Here is a 17,629-nt window from a genome sequence, read left to right as displayed (position 1 = left end):
GCGGGGATGCGCATGCTCGTCGCCCAGGGCGACCTCACCACCCGGCACGCCGACGCGATCGTCAACGCGACCGATCCGTCGCTGCTGGGCGGCGCGGTCCACCGGCGCGGCGAGCCCGCCGTCCTCGCCGAGTGCCGGGCGCTGCGCGCGTCCACGTACCAGAACGGACTGCCTTTCGGGCGGGCGGTCGCCACCACCGGCGGCGAGCTGCGCGCGCGGTGGGTGATCCACACCGCGGGGCCGGTGTGGTCGGCCGGCGAGGACCGCTCCGCGCTGCTGGCCTCCTGCTACCGCGAGAGCCTGCGGATCGCCGACGGCCTGGGGGCCGGGAGCGTCGCGTTCCCGGCGATCTCCACCGGGGCCGGCGGCTGGCCGCTCGACGACGCCGCCCGGATCGCGGTCCGGGCGGTGCGGGCCACGGCGACCCGCGTGGCCGAGGTCTGCTTCGTGACGTTCACGCCGGAGGCGCGGGCGGCCTTCACGGAGGTCGTCACCGGTGACGAGAACATCGCCGCGGGGCTGGCCGCGCACCCGGCCGAACGGTGGCGGGAGTTGTTCGCCGCCGTCGACGGCCTCACGCCCGCCGACCGCGCGGTCGCCTGGGAGACCCCGGAGGGCCAGTTGCCCTACCCGCGCTACACCGAACGGTTCTGGCGGGTGGTTCGGCTGCTGGCGGAGCTCGACGTGGTCGTGCCGTTCGACTGGGGCGCGTGGAGCCACGACAGCCCCCTCCACCCCGGCGGCCGGGGCCTGGCCGGCGCGCCGGTCGCCGACGCCGCCCGGCTGGCCACCGCCTACGTCCGGGGCGAACGCTTCTGCGACGGCACCCTGGAGAGTGGTCTCGGCAACGGCGCCCTGGACGCGATCTTCGACCGGCTGCGACGCTGGTTCACCGAAGAACACGGGGGTGGCCGATGAAGCCGAGAGTCGAGCGTGACCTGCGCGTGCCGATGCGCGACGGGACCGTCCTGCTGGCCGACCGCTGGGCGCCCCCCAACGGCGACGGCCTGCCGGTCGTGCTGGTGCGCACCCCCTACGGGCGGCGCCGGGCCGTGCGGCAGATCGTCGGGCCGCTGGTCGAGGGCGGTTTCCAGGCGGTGGTGCAGAGCACCCGCGGGACGTTCGGTTCGGGCGGCGACTTCGACCCGCTGCGGCGCGAGCGCGACGACGGGCTCGACACCGTCGAGTGGGTGGTCAAGCAGCCGTGGTTCGGCGAGTCGATGGTCCTGTACGGCATGAGTTACCTCGGGTTCACCCAGTGGGCCGTGGCCGACGCGCTGCCACCGCAGGTCAAGGCCCTCGTGCCGGGGGTCTCGGAGTCGGCCCTCACGCTGGAGTTCCTGCGGTCCGACGGCTTCTCGCTGGAGACGCCGTTCGGGTGGGGCGTGATGGTGGGCGTACAGGAACGGCCGTTCTTCGTGCTGCGGATGCTGCTCGGCGGCCGGCGCCTCCAGCGGGCGCTGCGCACCCTCCCCCTGAACCGCGCCGACACCGCCGCGCTGGGCCGCCGCAGCGACTACATCCAGGACATCCTGGTGCACGACACCGAGAGCCCGTTCTGGCGGTCGGCCGACCACCGGCACCGGGTGGCGGAGATCCGGGTGCCGGTGAGCACGGTCGGCGGCTGGTTCGACATCTTCCTCCCCGGCCAGCTCCGCGACTTCCGGGCGACGCCACACGCCCGCCTCACGGTCGGCCCCTGGACCCACGCCGACCCCGGCGTCATGGCGGCCCAGGCCAGCGAGGCCCTGGAGTTCGCCCTCCCCCTCGCCCGGGGCGAGGCCCCGGCGGAACGCGCCCCGGTCCGCCTGTACGTCATGGGCGAGGAGAAGTGGCGCGACTTCCCGTCGTGGCCGCCGCCGGGCTACGCCGACCGGCGCTTCCACCTTCACATGGGCGGCACGCTGGCGGCCGACCCTCCGGACGAGTCGGCCCCCGACGGTTACCGCTACGACCCCGCCGACCCGACCCCGGCCGTGGGGGGCGTCCGGCTGGCCTTCGGCGTGACGGCGGGCCCCGTCGACAACACCGCCCTCGAAGCGAGGGCCGACGTGCTGACCTACACCACACCGCCGCTGGACGAGGACGTCGAGGTCGTCGGCGAGGTGCGGGCCGAGATCTTCTTCCGCTCCAGCCTGCCGCACGCCGACGTGTTCGTCCGGTTGTGCGACGTCGGCGCGGACGGCCGTTCGACCAACGTGTGCGACGGCCTGACCGGCGTCGGCGACGCCGACCAGGTGACGGCCGTCGAGGTGCGCCTCTGGCCGACCGCCTACGTGTTCCGGCGGGGGCACCGCGTCCGCGTCCAGGTCTCCAGCGGCGCGTTCCCCCGCTACAACCGCAACCCCGGCACCGGCGAACCCCGCGCCACCGCCACGACGCTGCGGGTGGCCGACCAGCAGGTCTTCCACGACCCGGACCGTCCGTCGGCGATCATCCTGCCCGTGCGAGACGCCGAAGCTGGGCGGCCGAGAGCCGCCGAGCATCCCAGATGAGCTCCGCCATCCAGGCCGGCGCCGGATTCGGCGGAGCCGCCGGGACCCCGGTCGTCGCCGCCAGCCGATCGACGGGGATGCCGAGGACGGCGGCGAAATCGGACTGGAGGTCCGGTGTCAGGGGCACCGTGCCGCGGCCCACTCCGCCATAGGTGGCTGCCGACCAGTAACGTCCGGTGACCAGCAGAAAGGTTTGCGCGGTGGCGGCCCAGCCGAGGTTCCGGTTCCTGACGAGGCGCATCAGCAGCCCGCCGGGCCCGGGCGGGTAGCGCTCGAATGCTCGCGGCGGCGGATAGGGCGCATCGCGGGGTCGCTGCGGCAAGGAGGCTATCAACGCCGACAGCGCGTCGCGCCCGGCCGGTGGCAGCGCCCCCGCGTGGCGAAGCAGGGCGGGCACCAGCGATCCCGCTTTCGGGTCCAGAGGCGCGAGGTCGTCGGGTACGTCGGCCCCCGCGATCACCAGCAGGTCAGCCGGATGCGACATCACACGTCCTTCGGGGATCAGCGGTGCGAATGGCCATACGCTGCGACCATGACGATCTTCGGGGACACGATCGACGTGCGTCACCTCTTCCCGGTGGAGCGGCGGGCACTGCTGGACCTGCTCGACGGTCTGTCGCCGGACGGCTGGACCCGGCCGACCGGCTGTCCCGGCTGGGACGTGCACGACGTCGTCGCCCACGTCCTGCACGACTACGCCCGGCGGTTGTCCGGCAGCCGCGACGGCCATCGGGGCGGCGGCTTCCTTCCGGGCGAGACGCTGCCCGTCTTCCTCGCCCGGGTCAACGACGAGTTCGTGCGGGCGGCGCGGGCCTTCTCCCCCGCCGTCCTGATCGACCAGATCCGGCACCTGGGGGTCCAGCTGGACGCGTACTGGGCGGGCAAGGACCTCGACGGCCCCGCCGACCTGGACGTCTCGTGGGCGGCCACCGACCTGCCGAGCCCCGCGTGGCTCGACGTGGCGCGCGAGTACACCGAGTTCTGGGTGCACCAGCAGCAGATCCGCGACGCGGTGTCCCGTCCGGGGGCGCTCGGCGAGGAGCTCGCCGGTCCGGTCATGGACACGTTCGCGCGGGCGCTGCCCTTCGCGCTGCGCGGGCTGGTGCGGGCCGAGGGCACGTCCGTCGTGCTGACGGTCGGCGGGCGGGAGTGGCCGGCCGTGTGGCGGGCGGGCCGCTGGCGCATGGGCGCCGGGGATCCGGCCGCCGGGGTGACCATGGACCAGGACACGTTCTGGCGGCTGGCCAGCAGGGGGATCACCGTCGAGGAGGCCCGCCGGAGGGCGGTCGTCGGCGGCGACCCCGAGCTGGTCGAGGCGGCGACGACGCTGCTGGCCGTGGTGGCCTGAACCCCGCGGTCAGGACGTGGGGCCGACCTCGGGTTCGGGTTCGGGCATGTCGGAGTCCGGCGCGTCGGGGCCCTCGTCGGGTTCCTCCAGCGGTTCCGGGTCGCGGAGGATCGGGTGGTCGGGGGTCTCGGTGTCGGCGCCCGATCGTTGGGCGACGATCTCGCTCTCGCCGTCTATGCCACGGTTTTCCACCATAAGTAACCCGTGCCCGGCAGGCCGGGTCGTACACGCGGATCCCCGGGCGCCGCCGGCCGACGCCCGGGGATCGGTGGCCCGGCCTCCCCGCGGGGGGTCAAGAGGAGGCCGGGCGGTCAGGGGGTCAGGCCGCCGTGCAGGTCGGCTCGGGGGCGGTGTTGCGGGTCTGGTACGACGCGTTGAACCCGAAGGTCGTCTGCGCGTTGACGGCCAGGGTGCCGTTGTAGGCGGCGTTGCCCACGGTCACGGCGCTGCCCGTCTGGGTGTGGGTGCCGTTCCAGAGTTTGGTGACGGTCTGGCCGTCGGGCCAGGTCCAGGTCACGGTCCAGCCGGTCAGCTTCGTGCCGCCGGTGTTCTTCACCGCGACCTCGCCGCCGAAGCCGCCGTTCCACGACTGGGTGACGCGGTAGGTGGCGGTGCACGCGGCCTCCGCCGGCTGGCCGCCGCCGAGGCGGGCGATGACGGCGTCGGCGTCGCGGGTGAGCACGTCGCGGATCTCCGTCTCGGTGTCGGTGTCGGCGACCTCCTCCGTGAAGTCGGTCAGCGCCCTGATCGTCTTGGCGTCGTCGGCGTCGGCCTCGGCCTTCCGCGCCCTGGTGAGCTCCCGGTGCAGCGCGCCGGCCTGGCTCTGGGTGAGGCGGCCGGTGGCGGTGAAGCGGTCGATCAGGTTGGCGAGGTCGCGGGTCGAGGTGGTGACCCCGAAGACGACGGTCTCGACGGACTGGTTGCCCGCCTTGTCGGTCGCGGTGACCTTCAGCGTGTGGGTGCGCAGCGCGAGTTCGTACAGGGGACGCAACTGGCCCGGCTGGATCGCCGTGCCGTCGAGTTCACCGACCAGGGTCTTGACGCCGGAGGTGGCGTCCACGGCCTGCCAGGTCATGCGCAGGTCCTGGCTGTCGCCGTAGATCTGGCCGTCGGCGATGCCGGAGATCAGGATCGTCGGGCGGCTGCCGTCGATGCGGACGACCGCGGCCTTGACGGTCTCGACGTTCCCGGCCTTGTCCGTCGACCGGTAGGTCAGGTCGTGCGTGCCCTCGCCGGTGACGTTCACCGGTTCGGTGTACGCGGTCCACGCGCCCCCGTCGAGGGAGTACTCGGTCGTGGCGACGCCCGACGCGGGGTCGGCCGCCGACAGGGTGACGGGAACGCCGCCGTTGTGCCAGCCGTCGTCGTTCGCCGGGGCGAACTGGGCGGCCGTGAGGGGCGCGGCGGCGTCCTTCCTGACCTCGATCGACCCGGTCGAGGTGTTGCCCGAGCCGTCGGTGGCGCGGTAGTCGAGGGTGTGCGGGCCGTCGGCGGCGATGCCGACGGGGCCGGTGTACGTCGTCCACGCGCCGCCGTCGAGGCGGTACTCCGTCTTCTCCACGCCGGAAGGGTCTTCGGCGGTGATCGTCACGGTCACGCCGGAGACGAACCAGCCGTTCGCGCCGTCGGGGGCGGCGGGAGCGGTGACCGCCGAGACCGTCGGGCCGGTCGCGTCGGCGGCGCAGTCGGCCTCCTCGCGGCCCATGGCGTACTCGAGCCCGCCGAGCAGCAGCTGGCGGAAGGCCGGTTCGGCGTAGGACTGGTCGGTGTGGCCGAGGCCGGTGTAGAACGAGCGGCCCTCGCCCTGGGTCTTGCACCAGGTGATGGGGTGGTCGGCGCCCATGTCGCCGCCCTGGTAGCTGCTCTCGTCGAGCGTCTGCAGGACGTGCACGGAGCCGCGCGGGTTGGTGCGGTAGTTGTACCACTCGTCGGTACGCGTCCACTCGTCCGGCAGGTGCGCGGTCGCCGGGTGGTCGTGGTCCTCGGTGACGACCGTGGCGGGCTGGGTCGCCGGGTGGCCCTTGAAGTAGGCGCCGACCAGGCCGCCGTAGTAGGACCAGCCGTACTCGGTGTCGGCCGCCGCGTGGATTCCCATGTAGCCGCCGCCGTTGTCGACGTAGTCCTCGAAGGCCGCCTGCTGGGCGTCGGTCAGCACGTCGCCGGTGGTGCTGAGGAAGACCACGGCCTTGAACTGCGACAGGGTCTCGGCGGTGAAGTCGCCGCCGTCCTCGGAGTTGACGACCTCGAAGCCGTTGGCCTGGCCGATCTGGGTGAGCGCCTGGACGCCGGGGCCGATCGAGCCGTGCCGGAACCCGGCCGTCTTGGAGAACACCAGCACCTTGTCGTCGGGGAGCGGCTCCCTGACGAGCGTCCAGTAGTCGACGTCGAACAGCGCGCCGCGCCCGGACGGCCCGTCGAAGACCAGGAAGAGCTGCCCGGTCCCGGCCGGCACGTTGGTGAGCCGCGTCGACAGGTCGACGTAGTTCTCCCAGCCGCCGGTGTTGGCGACCGTGATCGTGCCGAGGAGCGGGCCCGTCTGGGAACCGTGCCGGATCGACAGGGTGCCGCCGGGGCCGCCGGAGGCGATCCGGGCGGTGAAGGTGGTCGCGCCGGTCAGGGTGATCGGCGCGTAACCGGCCCAGTCGCCCGGGTCGGTGTAGCCGGCCGCCTTGCCGCCGCTGGCGTTGCCGTGCGGCGCGTCCTGGACGCCGAACGTCGAGGTGAACGCCTCGCCCTCGACCGTGGTGGCGTCGAGTTCGCCGGTGGTGGTGAAGTCGAACCAGTCGAGGTCGAACAGCGCCCCGGCCGGGCCCTTGAAGACCAGGTAGAGCTTGGTCGTGCCGGCCGGCGGGTTGGTCAGGTCGCCGGTGTTGACGACGAAGTCGCCCCATCCGGCGGTCTTGGGCGCGGCCACCGTGCCGAGCAGGGCGCCCGTCGGGGAGCCCGCGCGCACCTCGATCGTGCCGCCGACGCCGCCGGAGGCGGTCCGCACGGTGATCTTGGTGGCGTTGCCGAGGGCGTACGGCTCGAAGGAGATCCAGTCGTTGTTGTCGGTGTGGCCGATGGCCCGGCCGCCTTCCGATCCGCCCGGCGTGGTGACCTGCACGCCCTGCAGGGTGTGGGCGTGCTCGGCCTGGCGGTGCTTGGGCTGGAGGGTGACGGTCTGGGTGTTCTCCAGGCCGCCCTCGTCGACGTAGCGGGCGGTGAAGACGCCGTAAAGGTTGGCCGCCGCGTCGTGCTCGCCGTCCTTGGGCACCACGATCGTGCCGGTGCAGCCGGTCCGCGAGGTGATCAGGTGGGCGTGCTGGTCGTGGCCGAGCGAGTAGTCGAGTTCGACGCGGTCGCAGTCGACGTCGCCGTCTTCGGGGTCGGTGACCTCGATCTCGAAGGGGATGGTGTCGCCGAAGTCGAACAGGGCGCCCGCGATGGGCGACTTGAGGGTGACGACCGGCAGGGTGTTGCCGGAGTGGATCGAGATGTTGGTGCTGCCGGTCGCGCCGTCGGGGTCGGTCACGGTCAGCACGACGTCGAAGACGCCCTCGTCCTCGAAGGTGTGCGTGGGATTGGCCTCGGTGGACGTCTCCCCGTCGCCGAAGTCCCAGGCGTAGGTAAGCGCGCCGCTCTCGGGGTCGGAGGAGGTGTCGCCGGTGAACTTCACGGTCAGCGGGTCGACGCCGGAGATGCGGTCGGTGACGATGCGGGCGACCGGGCTGCGGTTGCTGTTGGCCAGGTAGTCGATGCGGTAGAGGGCCTGGTCGCCGCCGCCGCTGCCGTAGTCGAGCACGTACAGGGCGCCGTCGGGGCCGAACGCCAGGTCCATGACCTGCTGGCCGGTCCACGGGAAGGGCGCGATCTCGCCGCGCGTGCCGTCGGCCTTCACCTCGATCGCCTTGATCCACTTGCGGCCGAGCTCACCGGCGAAGAACCGCCCGTCGAGCGACTGCGGGAACTTGACGTTCGACTCCAGGCCGGCGTCGTAGCGGTAGACCGGGCCGCCCATCGGCGACTCGGAGCCGCCGCCGAACTCGGCCGGGGAGCCCTCGAAGCCGTACTTGATCCACGCGGGCACGGCCGGGGGCAGGGTCGGCAGGCCGGTGTTGCGGAAGGAGTTGTTCGCCGGGCCGTTCGCGCAGTCGTACTTCGCGCCCGAGGGCCCGGTCGGGAAGGTGTACTCGTTGTACACCTCGTTGCTCGTGTTGGTGCCGGTGCAGTAGGGCCAGCCGTAGTTGCCGGGCCCGGTCACCCGGTTGAACTCGACCTGCCCGGCGGGCCCCCGGCTGGCGCTCGGGCCGCCGGCGTCCGGGCCGTAGTCGCCCAGGTAGACGATGCCGGTCGCCTTGTCGACGCTCATCCGGAAGGGGTTGCGGAAGCCCATGGCGTAGATCTCGGGCCGGGTGCCCGCGGTGCCCGGGGCGAACATGTTCCCTTCGGGGATGGTGTACGTCCCGTCGTCCTGCGGCGTGATGCGCAGCACCTTGCCGCGCAGGTCGTTGGTGTTGCCCGAGGAGCGCTGCGCGTCGAACTGCGGGTTGCGGGTGGTGCGCTCGTCGATGGGCGTGTACGCGTCCGACTCGAACGGGTTGGTGTCGTCGCCCGTGGTCAGGTAGAGGTTGCCCTGGGCGTCGAAGTCGATGTCGCCGCCGACGTGGCAGCACTGCCCCCGGTCGTTCGGGACCTCGAGGATCACCTTCTCGCTGGCCAGGTCGAGGGTGTCGTCGGCGTTCAGGGTGAACCGCGACAGGTTCAGGTGCCCCTTCCACGCCTCGAACTGCTCGGCGGTGCCCTCCTTGGGCGCGTCGCCATTGGGAGTGTCGAGCCGGGGCGAGTAGAAGAGGTAGATCCACCGGTTGGCGGCGAAGTCCGGGTCGGCCGCCACCCCCTGGAGCCCTTCCTCGTCGTGGGTGTAGACGTTCAGCTTGCCCGCGTTCTTGGTGATGCCGGCCGGGGTGGTGACCCGCACCCAGCCGTCCCGCGCGGTGTGCACGACGTTCCTGTTCGGGAGGACGGCCAGGGACATGGCCTCGCCGAGCTTCGCGCTGCCGACGGCCAGCGGAACCTGCTGGTAGTCGGCCGCGGGGATGTCGACGGCTCGGGCCGGGGCGGCGGCGACCACGGTGCCCGTGACCGTCAGCGCCATCGTCGAGAGGAGCGTGGCCCAGCGCCGGAGACGTGGGGACATGGGGTCCTTTCCTGAACGAGTGAGGGGTCTCGTCAGGCAAGGCGCGCGCCGCCGCGCATGTTGCCGTGTCAGGGATCACGTCCGATGAGGCCCCGCGGTCGCGGAACCCGGTGCTCTCGGCCACGGCACGACCGGACGACCAGACGGGGTGCCACCCGTGTCGGCCGCCCGGACAGTTGTCCGCGGAAGCGATCGAGGATTTTGTAACACGGCCGTAGTGGATCATGCACCCCTCGGCCGGATAACGATCCGATGTTTCAACATTCTGTTGACAACGTTTCGTTGAAGGAGCCATGATGGCGGACGTGTACGCGTCCCTCACCCACATCGCCACCCGCCACGCCACAACCGAAGCCCAGCGCGCCCGCCAGGTCCACCCGACGGTCCTCGGACCGCACGAGGCGGTCCGCCTCGTGACCATGCTGGCGGCCGGCTCCGCTGCCCCCGACACCGGCGAACCGGAGGTCGACACCTCCGACCTGACGGCGGCGCTGACGTTGATGCCTCTCGTCAGAGGAGAGATGGACCAACTGGAGGCGAGCCTGCTGCTGATCGCGCGGGGGCGCGGGCTGACGTGGCAGGAGATCGCCAACGCGCTGGGGCTGGGCTCGCCCCAGGCGGCCAAACAACGTTACGAACGACTGGCCGGCCGCGTCGCTACCTGAGCACCCATTCCGCCCGCGCCCGCAGTTCCTCCGGCGCCTTCGGGAGGAGCCCGGCCAGTTCCTCCCGCAACGCCTCGGGGCACGGCCGGTAGAGCGCGACCAGCACCCGGTCGCACCACACCCGCAGGTCCGCCGACGCGACGGCCGCCAGGTCGGGGTCGTCCAGCAGCAGCAGGTCGGCCTTCAGCCGCGTCCACGGATCGGCGGCGGCCAGCAGGCGATGCCCGGCCCGCCGCACGTGCGGCGGGTTGACCCGGTCGAGCAGCGAGAAGTCCGGCGCGGCCGTGGCCGCCCGCAGGCTCTTCACCACTTGCCGGACCACCCGGGCCGACGGGTCGCGCACCAGCGGGGCCACGTCGTCGTGCCGTCCCCACACCCGCAGGGCGGCGACCGCGGCAGCCCGCACCCGCGCCCGCGCATCCCCCAGGAACGGCACGACCAGCTCCGCGTCGGCGGGCCCGCCGCTCTCCCCCAGCCCCAGGATCGAGACCGCACTCCCCAGCCGGGCGCGATACCAGGGCGCGGGATCGCCCCCCGCCCGCCTGACGAGCCCCTGGGCCGTCAGCCGGACGATCTTCGACCGGTCGTTCAGGAACTCGCCGCCCTGATGCGGCGCCAGCACCAGCGCCCGCACCCTGATCGGGGCGAACGGCGACCCGAGGAACGGCTCCGGATCGCTCCGCTCGATCAGGTACGCCGCCGCGCGCAGCAGCGCGCCGGGCGCGGTCATCCGCTCATGCAGTCCGCGCACGGCCTCGTCGTCGCCCCGCCGGATCAGCTCCTCGACAACCAGACGCATCGTCGGCCCGTCGAAGTCGGCGTGCCCGTCGAGCGGGATCACCGGGCGGAGCAGGTCGAGCAGGTCGGCCCCGCCCCGCCTGCCGCGCAGCCGCACAGCGGTCGGGATCACGCGCCGCGCCGCCTCGGGCCGCGTCGCGACGTTGACGAGGATGTGCCGGGCGTAGTCGCGCACCGGCCCGGCCCAGTCGAGAGCCCGGACCACGAGCAGTGGCCACAGGACCGGATGCCGCGCGAGCTGCGGGATCGCCCGCTCCCGGAACTCGCCCCGGCTGCTGCACGCCATCAGCAGGACGTGGCCGGGACGTCGCATCAGCGTGACGTCACGCGGCGCCTGGAGGTAGTGGCCGGAGCGGATCGACGCGTCCAGGTCGATCCACATCCCGGCGGTGAGCTCCCAGAGCCGGCTCTCCGGGACGACGTCGTCGAACAGGTCGTACACGCTGATCACACCTGGGATGGTCGCAGCTCGGGGTGCCGGGTTTCGACTGGTTTAGGCCGCACTCCACATGAACCAGCCCCTGCCCGCGACGACGTGTCACGTCGTTCATCGGACCTGGAGACCGGTGACCGCCCGGGAGATGATCAGGCGCTGGATCTCCGACGTGCCCTCGAAGATGGTGAAGATCTTCGCGTCGCGGTGGAAGCGCTCCACCGGGTGGTCGCGGGTGTAGCCCGCCCCGCCCAGCACCTGGATCGCCTGTTCGGTCACCCAGACCGCCGTCTCCCCCGCCACCAGTTTCGACATCGACCCCTCGGCCTGGGCGAACCCGCCGCCCCGCCGGCCCATCCAGGCCGCTTTCCACGTCAGCAGCCGGGCCAACTCGATCCGGGTCGCCATGTCGGCCAGCAGGAAGGCGATGGCCTGGTTCTCCCCGATCGCCCGCCCGAACTGCCGCCGTTCTCCCGCGTAGTCCCGCGCGTACTCGAACGCGGCCCGCGCGATGCCGACCGCCATGGCGGCCACCACGGGACGGGTCGACTCGAAGGTCCGCAACGCCGCCTGGCCGCCCGACCGCTGGCCCGACCGGGCCCGGGCCAGGCGTTCCTCCATCTTGTCGACCCCGCCCAGCAGGCACGAGGCGGGCAGCACCACATCGTCCAGGACCACCTCGGCGGTGTGGGAGGCCCTGATGCCGTGCTTGCGGAACTTCTGGCCCTGGGAGAAGCCGGGTGTCCCGGGCGGCACGACGAAGGTCACCTGGCCCCGCGCGCCCAGTGACGGGTCGACGGTCGCGACCACGATGTGGACGGCCGCGATGCCCCCGTTCGACACCCACGTCTTGGTCCCGTTCAACCGGAAGTCGCCGGAGGGCAGGCGGACGGCCGACGTCCGGATCGCCCCCACGTCGGAACCCGCGTCCGGTTCCGAGGCGCAGAACGCTCCCACCGCCACGTCGTCAGGCGTGCCGAACATGACCGGCAACCACGTCCCGACCTGTTCGTCGGTGCCGTTGGCCGACAACGCGGCGGCGGCCAGGCCCGTCGCCGTCAGGGAGAGGCCGATTCCGGCGTCGCCCCAGAACAGCTCCTCGAAGGCCACCGGCAGGCCGAGGCCGCTGTCCTCGAACCACTGCGTCGCGAAGAAATCCATCGAATAGAGGCCGATCTTGGCCGCCTCCTGGAGCACCGGCCACGGGGTCTCCTCACGGTCGTCCCACAGGCTGCCAGCTGGGCGGACGACGTCGCGGGCGAAGGCGTGCACCCACGCGCGGACCTCGCGGACGTCGTCGGGCAATTCAGGGTTGAAGCTCGTCACCGCCACAGGCTACCCCTTGACGTTCATGTTCCCGTTAAGTTAAATCAAGGATCGAAATAAGGCATTGAGAAAGACCCTTCACACCCCCCTTCACTGTGGAGAACACGCATGAGAGGTCTGTCCAGGCTCGCCGCCTTGGGCACCGCGTCGGCGGTCGTAGCCGCCGCGCTGATCGCCTTACCGGCAGCTCCCGCCTTCGCCGACGTCCTGCTGTCGCAGGGCAAGACGGCGACGTCATCCTCCGTCGAGGGCGCCGGCACGCCCGCCTCGGCGGCCGTCGACGGCAACACCGGCACCCGCTGGTCGAGCCTCTACACCAACGACCAGTGGCTGCAGGTCGACCTCGGGTCGGCGCAGGCGATCAACAAGGTGACCCTCCTCTGGGAGGGAGCCTACGGGAGCGCGTACAAGATCCAGGGTTCGGCCAACGGCACCTCCTGGACGGATCTGCAGAACGTCACCGGAGGTGACGGAGGCACCGACACCCTGACCGTGAGCGGTACCTATCGGTATGTCCGGATGCAGGGCGTGACCCGGGCGACCGGGTGGGGCTACTCGCTGTGGGAGTTCCAGGTCTTCGGGCCGGACGGCACCGGCGGCGGCACCTGCGGGACCACCAACGCGGCGCTGAACAAGCCCGCCACCGCCTCCTCGCTCCAGGGCGCCGGGTTCCCGGCCTCGGCCGCGTTCGACGGCAACACCGGCACCCGCTGGTCGAGCCTGGCCGCCGACCCGCAGTGGGTGCAGGTCGACCTCGGCTCCGCCGTGGACGTCTGCAAGATCGACCTGCGCTGGGAGGCCGCGTACGCGTCCAGCTTCCAGCTCCAGTCGTCGACGAACGGCACCACCTGGACGACACTCAAGTCGGTGACCGGCGCGACCGGCGGCGTGCAGTCCCACACGGTGACCGGCAACGGCCGCTACATCAGGGTGAACGGCACGGCCCGGGGCACCGGCTACGGCTACTCACTCTGGGAGGTCGCGGTTTACACCGGCAGCGGGCCCGTCGACCCGGGCGACCCGGGCGGCCCGATCACGGGCGGCGGCGACCTCGGACCCAACGTCCACGTCTACGACCCCTCGACCCCGGCCGCGACCATCCAGAGCCAGCTCGACTCGGTCTTCACGCAGCAGGAGTCGGCGCAGTTCGGCACCGGACGCCACGCGTTCATGTTCAAGCCGGGCACCTACAACGTCAACGCGAAGGTCGGGTTCTACACCTCGATTTACGGCCTCGGCCAGAACCCCGGCGACGTCACCATCAACGGCGGCATCACCGTCGACGCCGGCTGGTTCAACGGCAACGCCACGCAGAACTTCTGGCGCTCCACCGAGAACCTGTCGGTGCAGCCGACCGGCGGCACCAACCAGTGGGCCGTCTCGCAGGCCGCGCCGTTCCGCCGCATGTGGATCAAGGGCAACCTGAACCTCGCGCCGACCGGCTACGGCTGGGCGTCCGGCGGCTACATCGCCGACTCGCGCGTCGACGGGACCGTCGGCCCCTACTCGCAGCAGCAGTGGTACACCCGTGACTCCACGATCGGCGGCTGGCTGAACGGCGTGTGGAACATGGTCTTCTCGGGCGTCAACGGCGCCCCGGCGACCGGCTTCCCCGAGCCCGTCTACACCACGCTGCAGAACACCCCGCTGTCGCGGGAGAAGCCCTACCTGTACGTCGACGGCACCGGCGCCTACCGCGTCTTCGTGCCCTCGCTCCGCACCAACGCGCGCGGCCAGAGCTGGGCGAACGGCCCCACCCCGGGCACCTCGCTCCCGCTGTCGCAGTTCTACGTCGCCAAGCCCGGCGACTCGGCCGCCCGCATCAACGCGGCGCTCGCCCAGGGCCTGCACCTGCTGCTGACCCCGGGCATCTACCGCACCAGCGCGCCGATCAACGTCAACCGGGCCAACACCGTCGTCCTGGGCCTCGGCCTGGCGACGATCATCCCCGAGAACGCGGCGGTGGCCATGAAGGTCGCCGACGTCGACGGCGTCCGCCTCGCGGGCTTCCTGATCGACGCCGGACCGCAGAAGTCGCCGGTGCTCATCGAGGTCGGCCCGCCCGGCTCCTCGGCCGACCACGCCGCCAACCCCACCACCCTGTCGGACGTGTTCGTCCGCATCGGCGGCGCCTTCGCCGGCAACGCCGAGGTCAGCGTCATCGTCAACAGCGACGACGTGATCATCGACCACACCTGGCTCTGGCGCGGCGACCACGGCGAGGGCATCGGCTGGAACGTCAACACGGCCGAGACCGGACTGATCGTGAACGGTGACGACGTGCTGGCCACCGGCCTGTTCGTCGAGCACTACCGCAAGTACGACGTCGAGTGGTACGGCGAGCGCGGCCGGACGATCTTCTTCCAGAACGAGAAGGCGTACGACCCGCCGAACCAGGCCGCCTACATGAACGGCTCGGTCAAGGGCTGGGCCGCCTACAAGGTGGGCGACAACGTCCAGGTCCACGAGGGCTGGGGCATGGGCGCGTACTGCTACTTCAACGTCGACCCGACCATTCAGGTCGACCGGGTCTTCGAGGTGCCGATCAGGCCCACGGTGAAGTTCCACAGCCTGCTGGCGGTCTCGCTCGGCGGCAACGGCATCATCAACCACGTGATCAACACCACGGGCGGACCCGCCCAGGGCACGGCGACCATCCCCGCCAAGGTGGTCTCCTACCCGTAACCAGAAAGCTGGGCCGTGGGTCTCCCGGGCGCCGCCGGGAGGCTCACGGCTCCTCCATGTGGGCATGAGTCCAACTTGTAATGACCTATTCCGGCTTGTCGCCTATAAGGTGACCCGCACCGGAATGGGGATTAAGATGCCGATCTTCCTCGCGCGGTTGCTGGCCCGGATCAGCACCTGGTGGACTCCCGTGCTCGTGCTGGCCGTGGTGTTCGTGACGAGCTGGCCCCTGATGACGCTGGCCGAACCGGGCGCCGACATCACCTCGCCGGGCAACTTCTGGTGGTGGTTCGTGGTGACGACCTCGACCGTGGGCTACGGCGACCTGTTCCCCAGATCGCCGCTGGGCCACGTCGTCGGGGTCTACGTGATCGTCGGCGGCATCGCCGCGCTGACGACGCTGTTCACCCGCCTCGCCACCCGGATCGAACGGACGAGGGGACGCCGCATGCACGGCTCGATCACTGTGCGCCTGTCCGGGCACATCGTGCTGCTGGGCTACAGCCCGGGGCGCACCGAGACGATGGTGGACGAACTGGGCGCCGACGGCACGAAGGTGGTCGTCTGCGCCTGGGACGAGGTCCAGAGCCATCCCATGCCCGAGAAGGACGTCGAGTTCGTCCGGGGCGACCTGGCCGACGCGAAGACGCTGGTCAGGGCAGGCGTCGACAGGGCGCACAGCGTGCTGGTCGACGCCCGCGACGACAACGAGGCCCTGGCCGTCGCGCTGACCGCCGACCACGTGATCACCACCGCGCATCTGGTGGTGGCGCTGCGCGATCTCGCGCGGGTCAGGCAGGTCCGGTACGTCGGCGAGAAGATCCGCTGCGTGCAGTGGCACAGCCCGCACATGATCACCGAGGAGCTGAAGGACCCCGGGATCAGCGAGATCTACGCCCAGCTCATGACCCACGGCGGCGCCGACACCTACTCCGTCGCGCTCACGGCCGGGCCGGTGACGGTCGAGCACTGCCAGACGGTGCTGGGCCGCCACCACGGCGCGACCCTGCTGGCCGCCCGCGACGGCGCGACGCTGCTGGTCAACCCGCCGTGGCAGACCGAACTGAACGCGGGAACGGTCCTTTACTACATGGGCTCGGACCGGCTCGACGCCGCCCGGCTCGCCGTCAGTCTTGGAGTTCCGGCCAGTCGATGATCATCGGGATCGGGGTGCCGACCTCGGGCGCGCCGCCCTCGTCGCGCATGAGGGTGCCGATGTGCTTGTACGTCATGCTCGCCTGGTCGAGGTGGTACCGCTCGACGGCGCAGACGCCCGTCCGGTCGAGCCGGACGATCCAGTAGTAGAGGATCCCGGCCCGCCCGTATTCACTGGGTTTGCCGCAGGTGTCGGTGGTCTCGGTGCCGGCCTCGACGATCTCCACGGCCAGCACCACGTCGTCGGGCCGCAGCACGTGACCGTCGTCGAGGCACCGGAAGAGCACCACGTCGGGCCGCCGGACGTGCAGCGGCACGTCGCGGAGGCGGACGTCGACGGCGTTGGCGACGGTCAGGCAGCCGTAGCCCCGGGTCATCGCCTCGCGGGCGTGCTTCTCCAGCAGATCGGCGAGCCGTCGGCCGACGATCTGGTGCCTGCGGCCGTCGGCCGGGCGGTGCACCACGTAACCGTCGACGACCTCGATCAGCAGGTCGTCGGGCAGCAGCGTGTACTCCTCCACCGTCAGCGGGTGGGGCTGGGAACTGAGCGTGCGGAACCAGTCGTCTGGCACGGTCTCAGGATAGAACGCTCACCATCGGAGGTCTCTGGGCGACGGAGACATCGTGTTCGACCGCCTCGTGCTTGTCCGGGCCACGCCGGAACTGGGTCAGCCGCATCTGGCCGTTCCCCAGCGGCACCCCGGTCAGCCGCGACCAGGCGGTCTGCATGATCTGGGCGGCCATGCCGCCGAGGGCCTCGGTCGACTGGTGGGAGTGCACGCGGCGGCCGAGGTCGACCTGCGCCAGCGCGTCGAGGCCGCACAGGTCGAGCAGGTCGATCAGCAGGCCGATCTCCACGCCGTAGCCGGTCACGAACGGCACCCGTTCCAGGGCGGTCCGGCGGCCGGCGTACTCGCCGGAGAGCGGCTGGACGAACCCGGCCAGCTCGGGCCAGTGCAGATTGATCAACGGGCGGGCGACCAGCTCGGTCACCCGGCCGCCGCCGGTCTGCTCGGCGCCGAACGGGCGGTCGTAACAGCCCTTCACGTACGCCACCGTGGGGTCGGCCAGCAGCGGCCCGAGCAGCCCCGTGACGAACGAGGTCTCGAACTCGCGCAGGTCGGAGTCGATGAAGACGAGCAGATCGCCGCCGGTCACGGCGAGGGACTTCCAGAGGGCCTCGCCCTTGCCGTCGAGCGGCTTGAGGTCGGGCAGGATCTCGTCCTGGGCGATCACGGTGGCGCCCGCCTTCGCGGCCACGGCCGCGGTGTCGTCGGTCGACCGGGAGTCGATCACCACCAGTTCGTCGACCAGGCCGGAGAGGTCGCGCCGGATCGCCGTGACGATCTCGCCGACGGTCTCACGCTCGTTCCGGGCCGGGAGCACCACGCTGATCGTCGTGGCGCCCTTGGCGTCGAGCAGCGCCGGGAGGGGCCAGTCGGACGCCGACGACGATCGCCTGCCCGACCACGCCAGCACCTCAGGCAGCACGCCCCCACTCCCCCCTGAACGTCACGCACACACCTTATGGGGTGTCGTGACCGT

General features: G+C 71.6%; 13 protein-coding genes. 6 read left to right on the top strand and 7 right to left on the bottom strand.

The window, feature by feature from the left end:
• The first annotated feature begins 6 nt into the window (after positions 1 to 6).
• Together AW271_RS43055 and AW271_RS03015 are read left to right on the top strand one after the other, a co-directional pair.
• Positions 7 to 918, top strand: coding sequence for an O-acetyl-ADP-ribose deacetylase (locus AW271_RS43055; protein ID WP_063817834.1), 912 nt, complete (start codon positions 7 to 9; stop codon positions 916 to 918).
• Positions 915 to 2,495, top strand: a complete 1,581-nt coding sequence (locus tag AW271_RS03015) for a CocE/NonD family hydrolase (protein WP_062331301.1) — start codon at positions 915 to 917, stop codon at positions 2,493 to 2,495. Before AW271_RS43055 ends, AW271_RS03015 begins: the two co-directional genes overlap by 4 nt.
• Here the strand turns inward: AW271_RS03015 and AW271_RS03010 are convergent.
• Entirely contained in the window at positions 2,434 to 2,979 is a 546-nt protein-coding gene (locus tag AW271_RS03010) for a hypothetical protein (protein WP_062331298.1), read from the bottom strand. The genes AW271_RS03015 and AW271_RS03010 overlap by 62 nt on opposite strands.
• Before the next feature lie 48 nt (positions 2,980 to 3,027).
• Between AW271_RS03010 and AW271_RS03005 the strand changes: the two genes are divergently transcribed.
• The gene (locus AW271_RS03005) at positions 3,028 to 3,843 is read left to right on the top strand and encodes a maleylpyruvate isomerase family mycothiol-dependent enzyme (protein WP_062331296.1); all 816 of its coding nucleotides are present in this window, start codon (positions 3,028 to 3,030) and stop codon (positions 3,841 to 3,843) included.
• A gap of 9 nt (positions 3,844 to 3,852) precedes the next feature.
• Here AW271_RS03005 and AW271_RS03000 read toward each other — a convergent pair whose 3' ends face one another.
• Together AW271_RS03000 and AW271_RS37950 are read right to left on the bottom strand one after the other, a co-directional pair.
• Entirely contained in the window at positions 3,853 to 4,038 is a 186-nt protein-coding gene (locus AW271_RS03000; RefSeq protein WP_062331294.1) for a hypothetical protein, read from the bottom strand.
• Between the two features lie 124 nt (positions 4,039 to 4,162).
• Positions 4,163 to 9,022: a ThuA domain-containing protein gene (locus AW271_RS37950; RefSeq protein WP_063817833.1), complete on the bottom strand. Its 4,860-nt coding sequence runs from the start codon at positions 9,020 to 9,022 to the stop codon at positions 4,163 to 4,165.
• A 296-nt stretch (positions 9,023 to 9,318) separates the two neighbouring features.
• Between AW271_RS37950 and AW271_RS02990 the strand changes: the two genes are divergently transcribed.
• A complete protein-coding gene (locus tag AW271_RS02990; protein WP_369408286.1) occupies positions 9,319 to 9,687 on the top strand; it encodes a DNA-binding protein in 369 nt (122 codons plus the stop codon).
• On the opposite strand, the gene AW271_RS02985 is transcribed toward AW271_RS02990, so the two are convergent.
• Complete coding sequence (locus tag AW271_RS02985; protein WP_062331292.1) at positions 9,680 to 10,936, bottom strand: hypothetical protein; 1,257 nt, start codon at positions 10,934 to 10,936, stop codon at positions 9,680 to 9,682. The two genes, AW271_RS02990 and AW271_RS02985, sit on opposite strands and share 8 nt — an antisense overlap.
• Positions 10,937 to 11,032: 96 nt before the next feature.
• A complete protein-coding gene (locus tag AW271_RS02980) occupies positions 11,033 to 12,244 on the bottom strand; it encodes an acyl-CoA dehydrogenase family protein (RefSeq protein ID WP_083976162.1) in 1,212 nt (403 codons plus the stop codon).
• A gap of 108 nt (positions 12,245 to 12,352) precedes the next feature.
• Between AW271_RS02980 and AW271_RS02975 the strand changes: the two genes are divergently transcribed.
• Together AW271_RS02975 and AW271_RS02970 are read left to right on the top strand one after the other, a co-directional pair.
• Positions 12,353 to 14,929 carry a discoidin domain-containing protein gene (locus tag AW271_RS02975; protein WP_062331288.1) on the top strand — a complete coding sequence of 859 codons (2,577 nt, stop codon included), beginning with the start codon at positions 12,353 to 12,355 and terminating at the stop codon, positions 14,927 to 14,929.
• A 136-nt stretch (positions 14,930 to 15,065) separates the two neighbouring features.
• Entirely contained in the window at positions 15,066 to 16,085 is a 1,020-nt protein-coding gene (locus tag AW271_RS02970; RefSeq protein WP_062331285.1) for an ion channel, read from the top strand.
• On the opposite strand, the gene AW271_RS02965 is transcribed toward AW271_RS02970, so the two are convergent.
• Together AW271_RS02965 and AW271_RS02960 are read right to left on the bottom strand one after the other, a co-directional pair.
• Positions 16,057 to 16,656: a Uma2 family endonuclease gene (locus AW271_RS02965; RefSeq protein WP_062331282.1), complete on the bottom strand. Its 600-nt coding sequence runs from the start codon at positions 16,654 to 16,656 to the stop codon at positions 16,057 to 16,059. The genes AW271_RS02970 and AW271_RS02965 overlap by 29 nt on opposite strands.
• Before the next feature lie 4 nt (positions 16,657 to 16,660).
• Entirely contained in the window at positions 16,661 to 17,575 is a 915-nt protein-coding gene (locus tag AW271_RS02960) for a glucosyl-3-phosphoglycerate synthase (protein WP_062331279.1), read from the bottom strand.
• Positions 17,576 to 17,629 lie beyond the last annotated feature (54 nt).

The sequence above is a fragment of the Herbidospora sakaeratensis genome (assembly GCF_001570525.1).
In the GTDB taxonomy this organism is placed as follows: Bacteria; Actinomycetota; Actinomycetes; order Streptosporangiales; family Streptosporangiaceae; genus Herbidospora; species Herbidospora sakaeratensis.
The sequence above is the reverse complement of the archived record's forward strand: the minus strand, read 5'-3'. Positions and strand labels throughout refer to the sequence as shown.

Coding starts and splice junctions, on each gene's coding strand:
- AW271_RS02975 (WP_062331288.1), top strand. CDS start 12,353: ATGAGAGGTCTGTCCAGGCTCGCCGCCTTGGGCACCGCGTCGGCGGTC.
- AW271_RS37950 (WP_063817833.1), bottom strand. CDS start 9,022: ATGTCCCCACGTCTCCGGCGCTGGGCCACGCTCCTCTCGACGATGGCG.
- AW271_RS03005 (WP_062331296.1), top strand. CDS start 3,028: ATGACGATCTTCGGGGACACGATCGACGTGCGTCACCTCTTCCCGGTG.
- AW271_RS03015 (WP_062331301.1), top strand. CDS start 915: ATGAAGCCGAGAGTCGAGCGTGACCTGCGCGTGCCGATGCGCGACGGG.
- AW271_RS03010 (WP_062331298.1), bottom strand. CDS start 2,979: ATGTCGCATCCGGCTGACCTGCTGGTGATCGCGGGGGCCGACGTACCC.
- AW271_RS02970 (WP_062331285.1), top strand. CDS start 15,066: ATGCCGATCTTCCTCGCGCGGTTGCTGGCCCGGATCAGCACCTGGTGG.
- AW271_RS02990 (WP_369408286.1), top strand. CDS start 9,319: ATGGCGGACGTGTACGCGTCCCTCACCCACATCGCCACCCGCCACGCC.
- AW271_RS03000 (WP_062331294.1), bottom strand. CDS start 4,038: ATGGTGGAAAACCGTGGCATAGACGGCGAGAGCGAGATCGTCGCCCAA.
- AW271_RS43055 (WP_063817834.1), top strand. CDS start 7: ATGCGCATGCTCGTCGCCCAGGGCGACCTCACCACCCGGCACGCCGAC.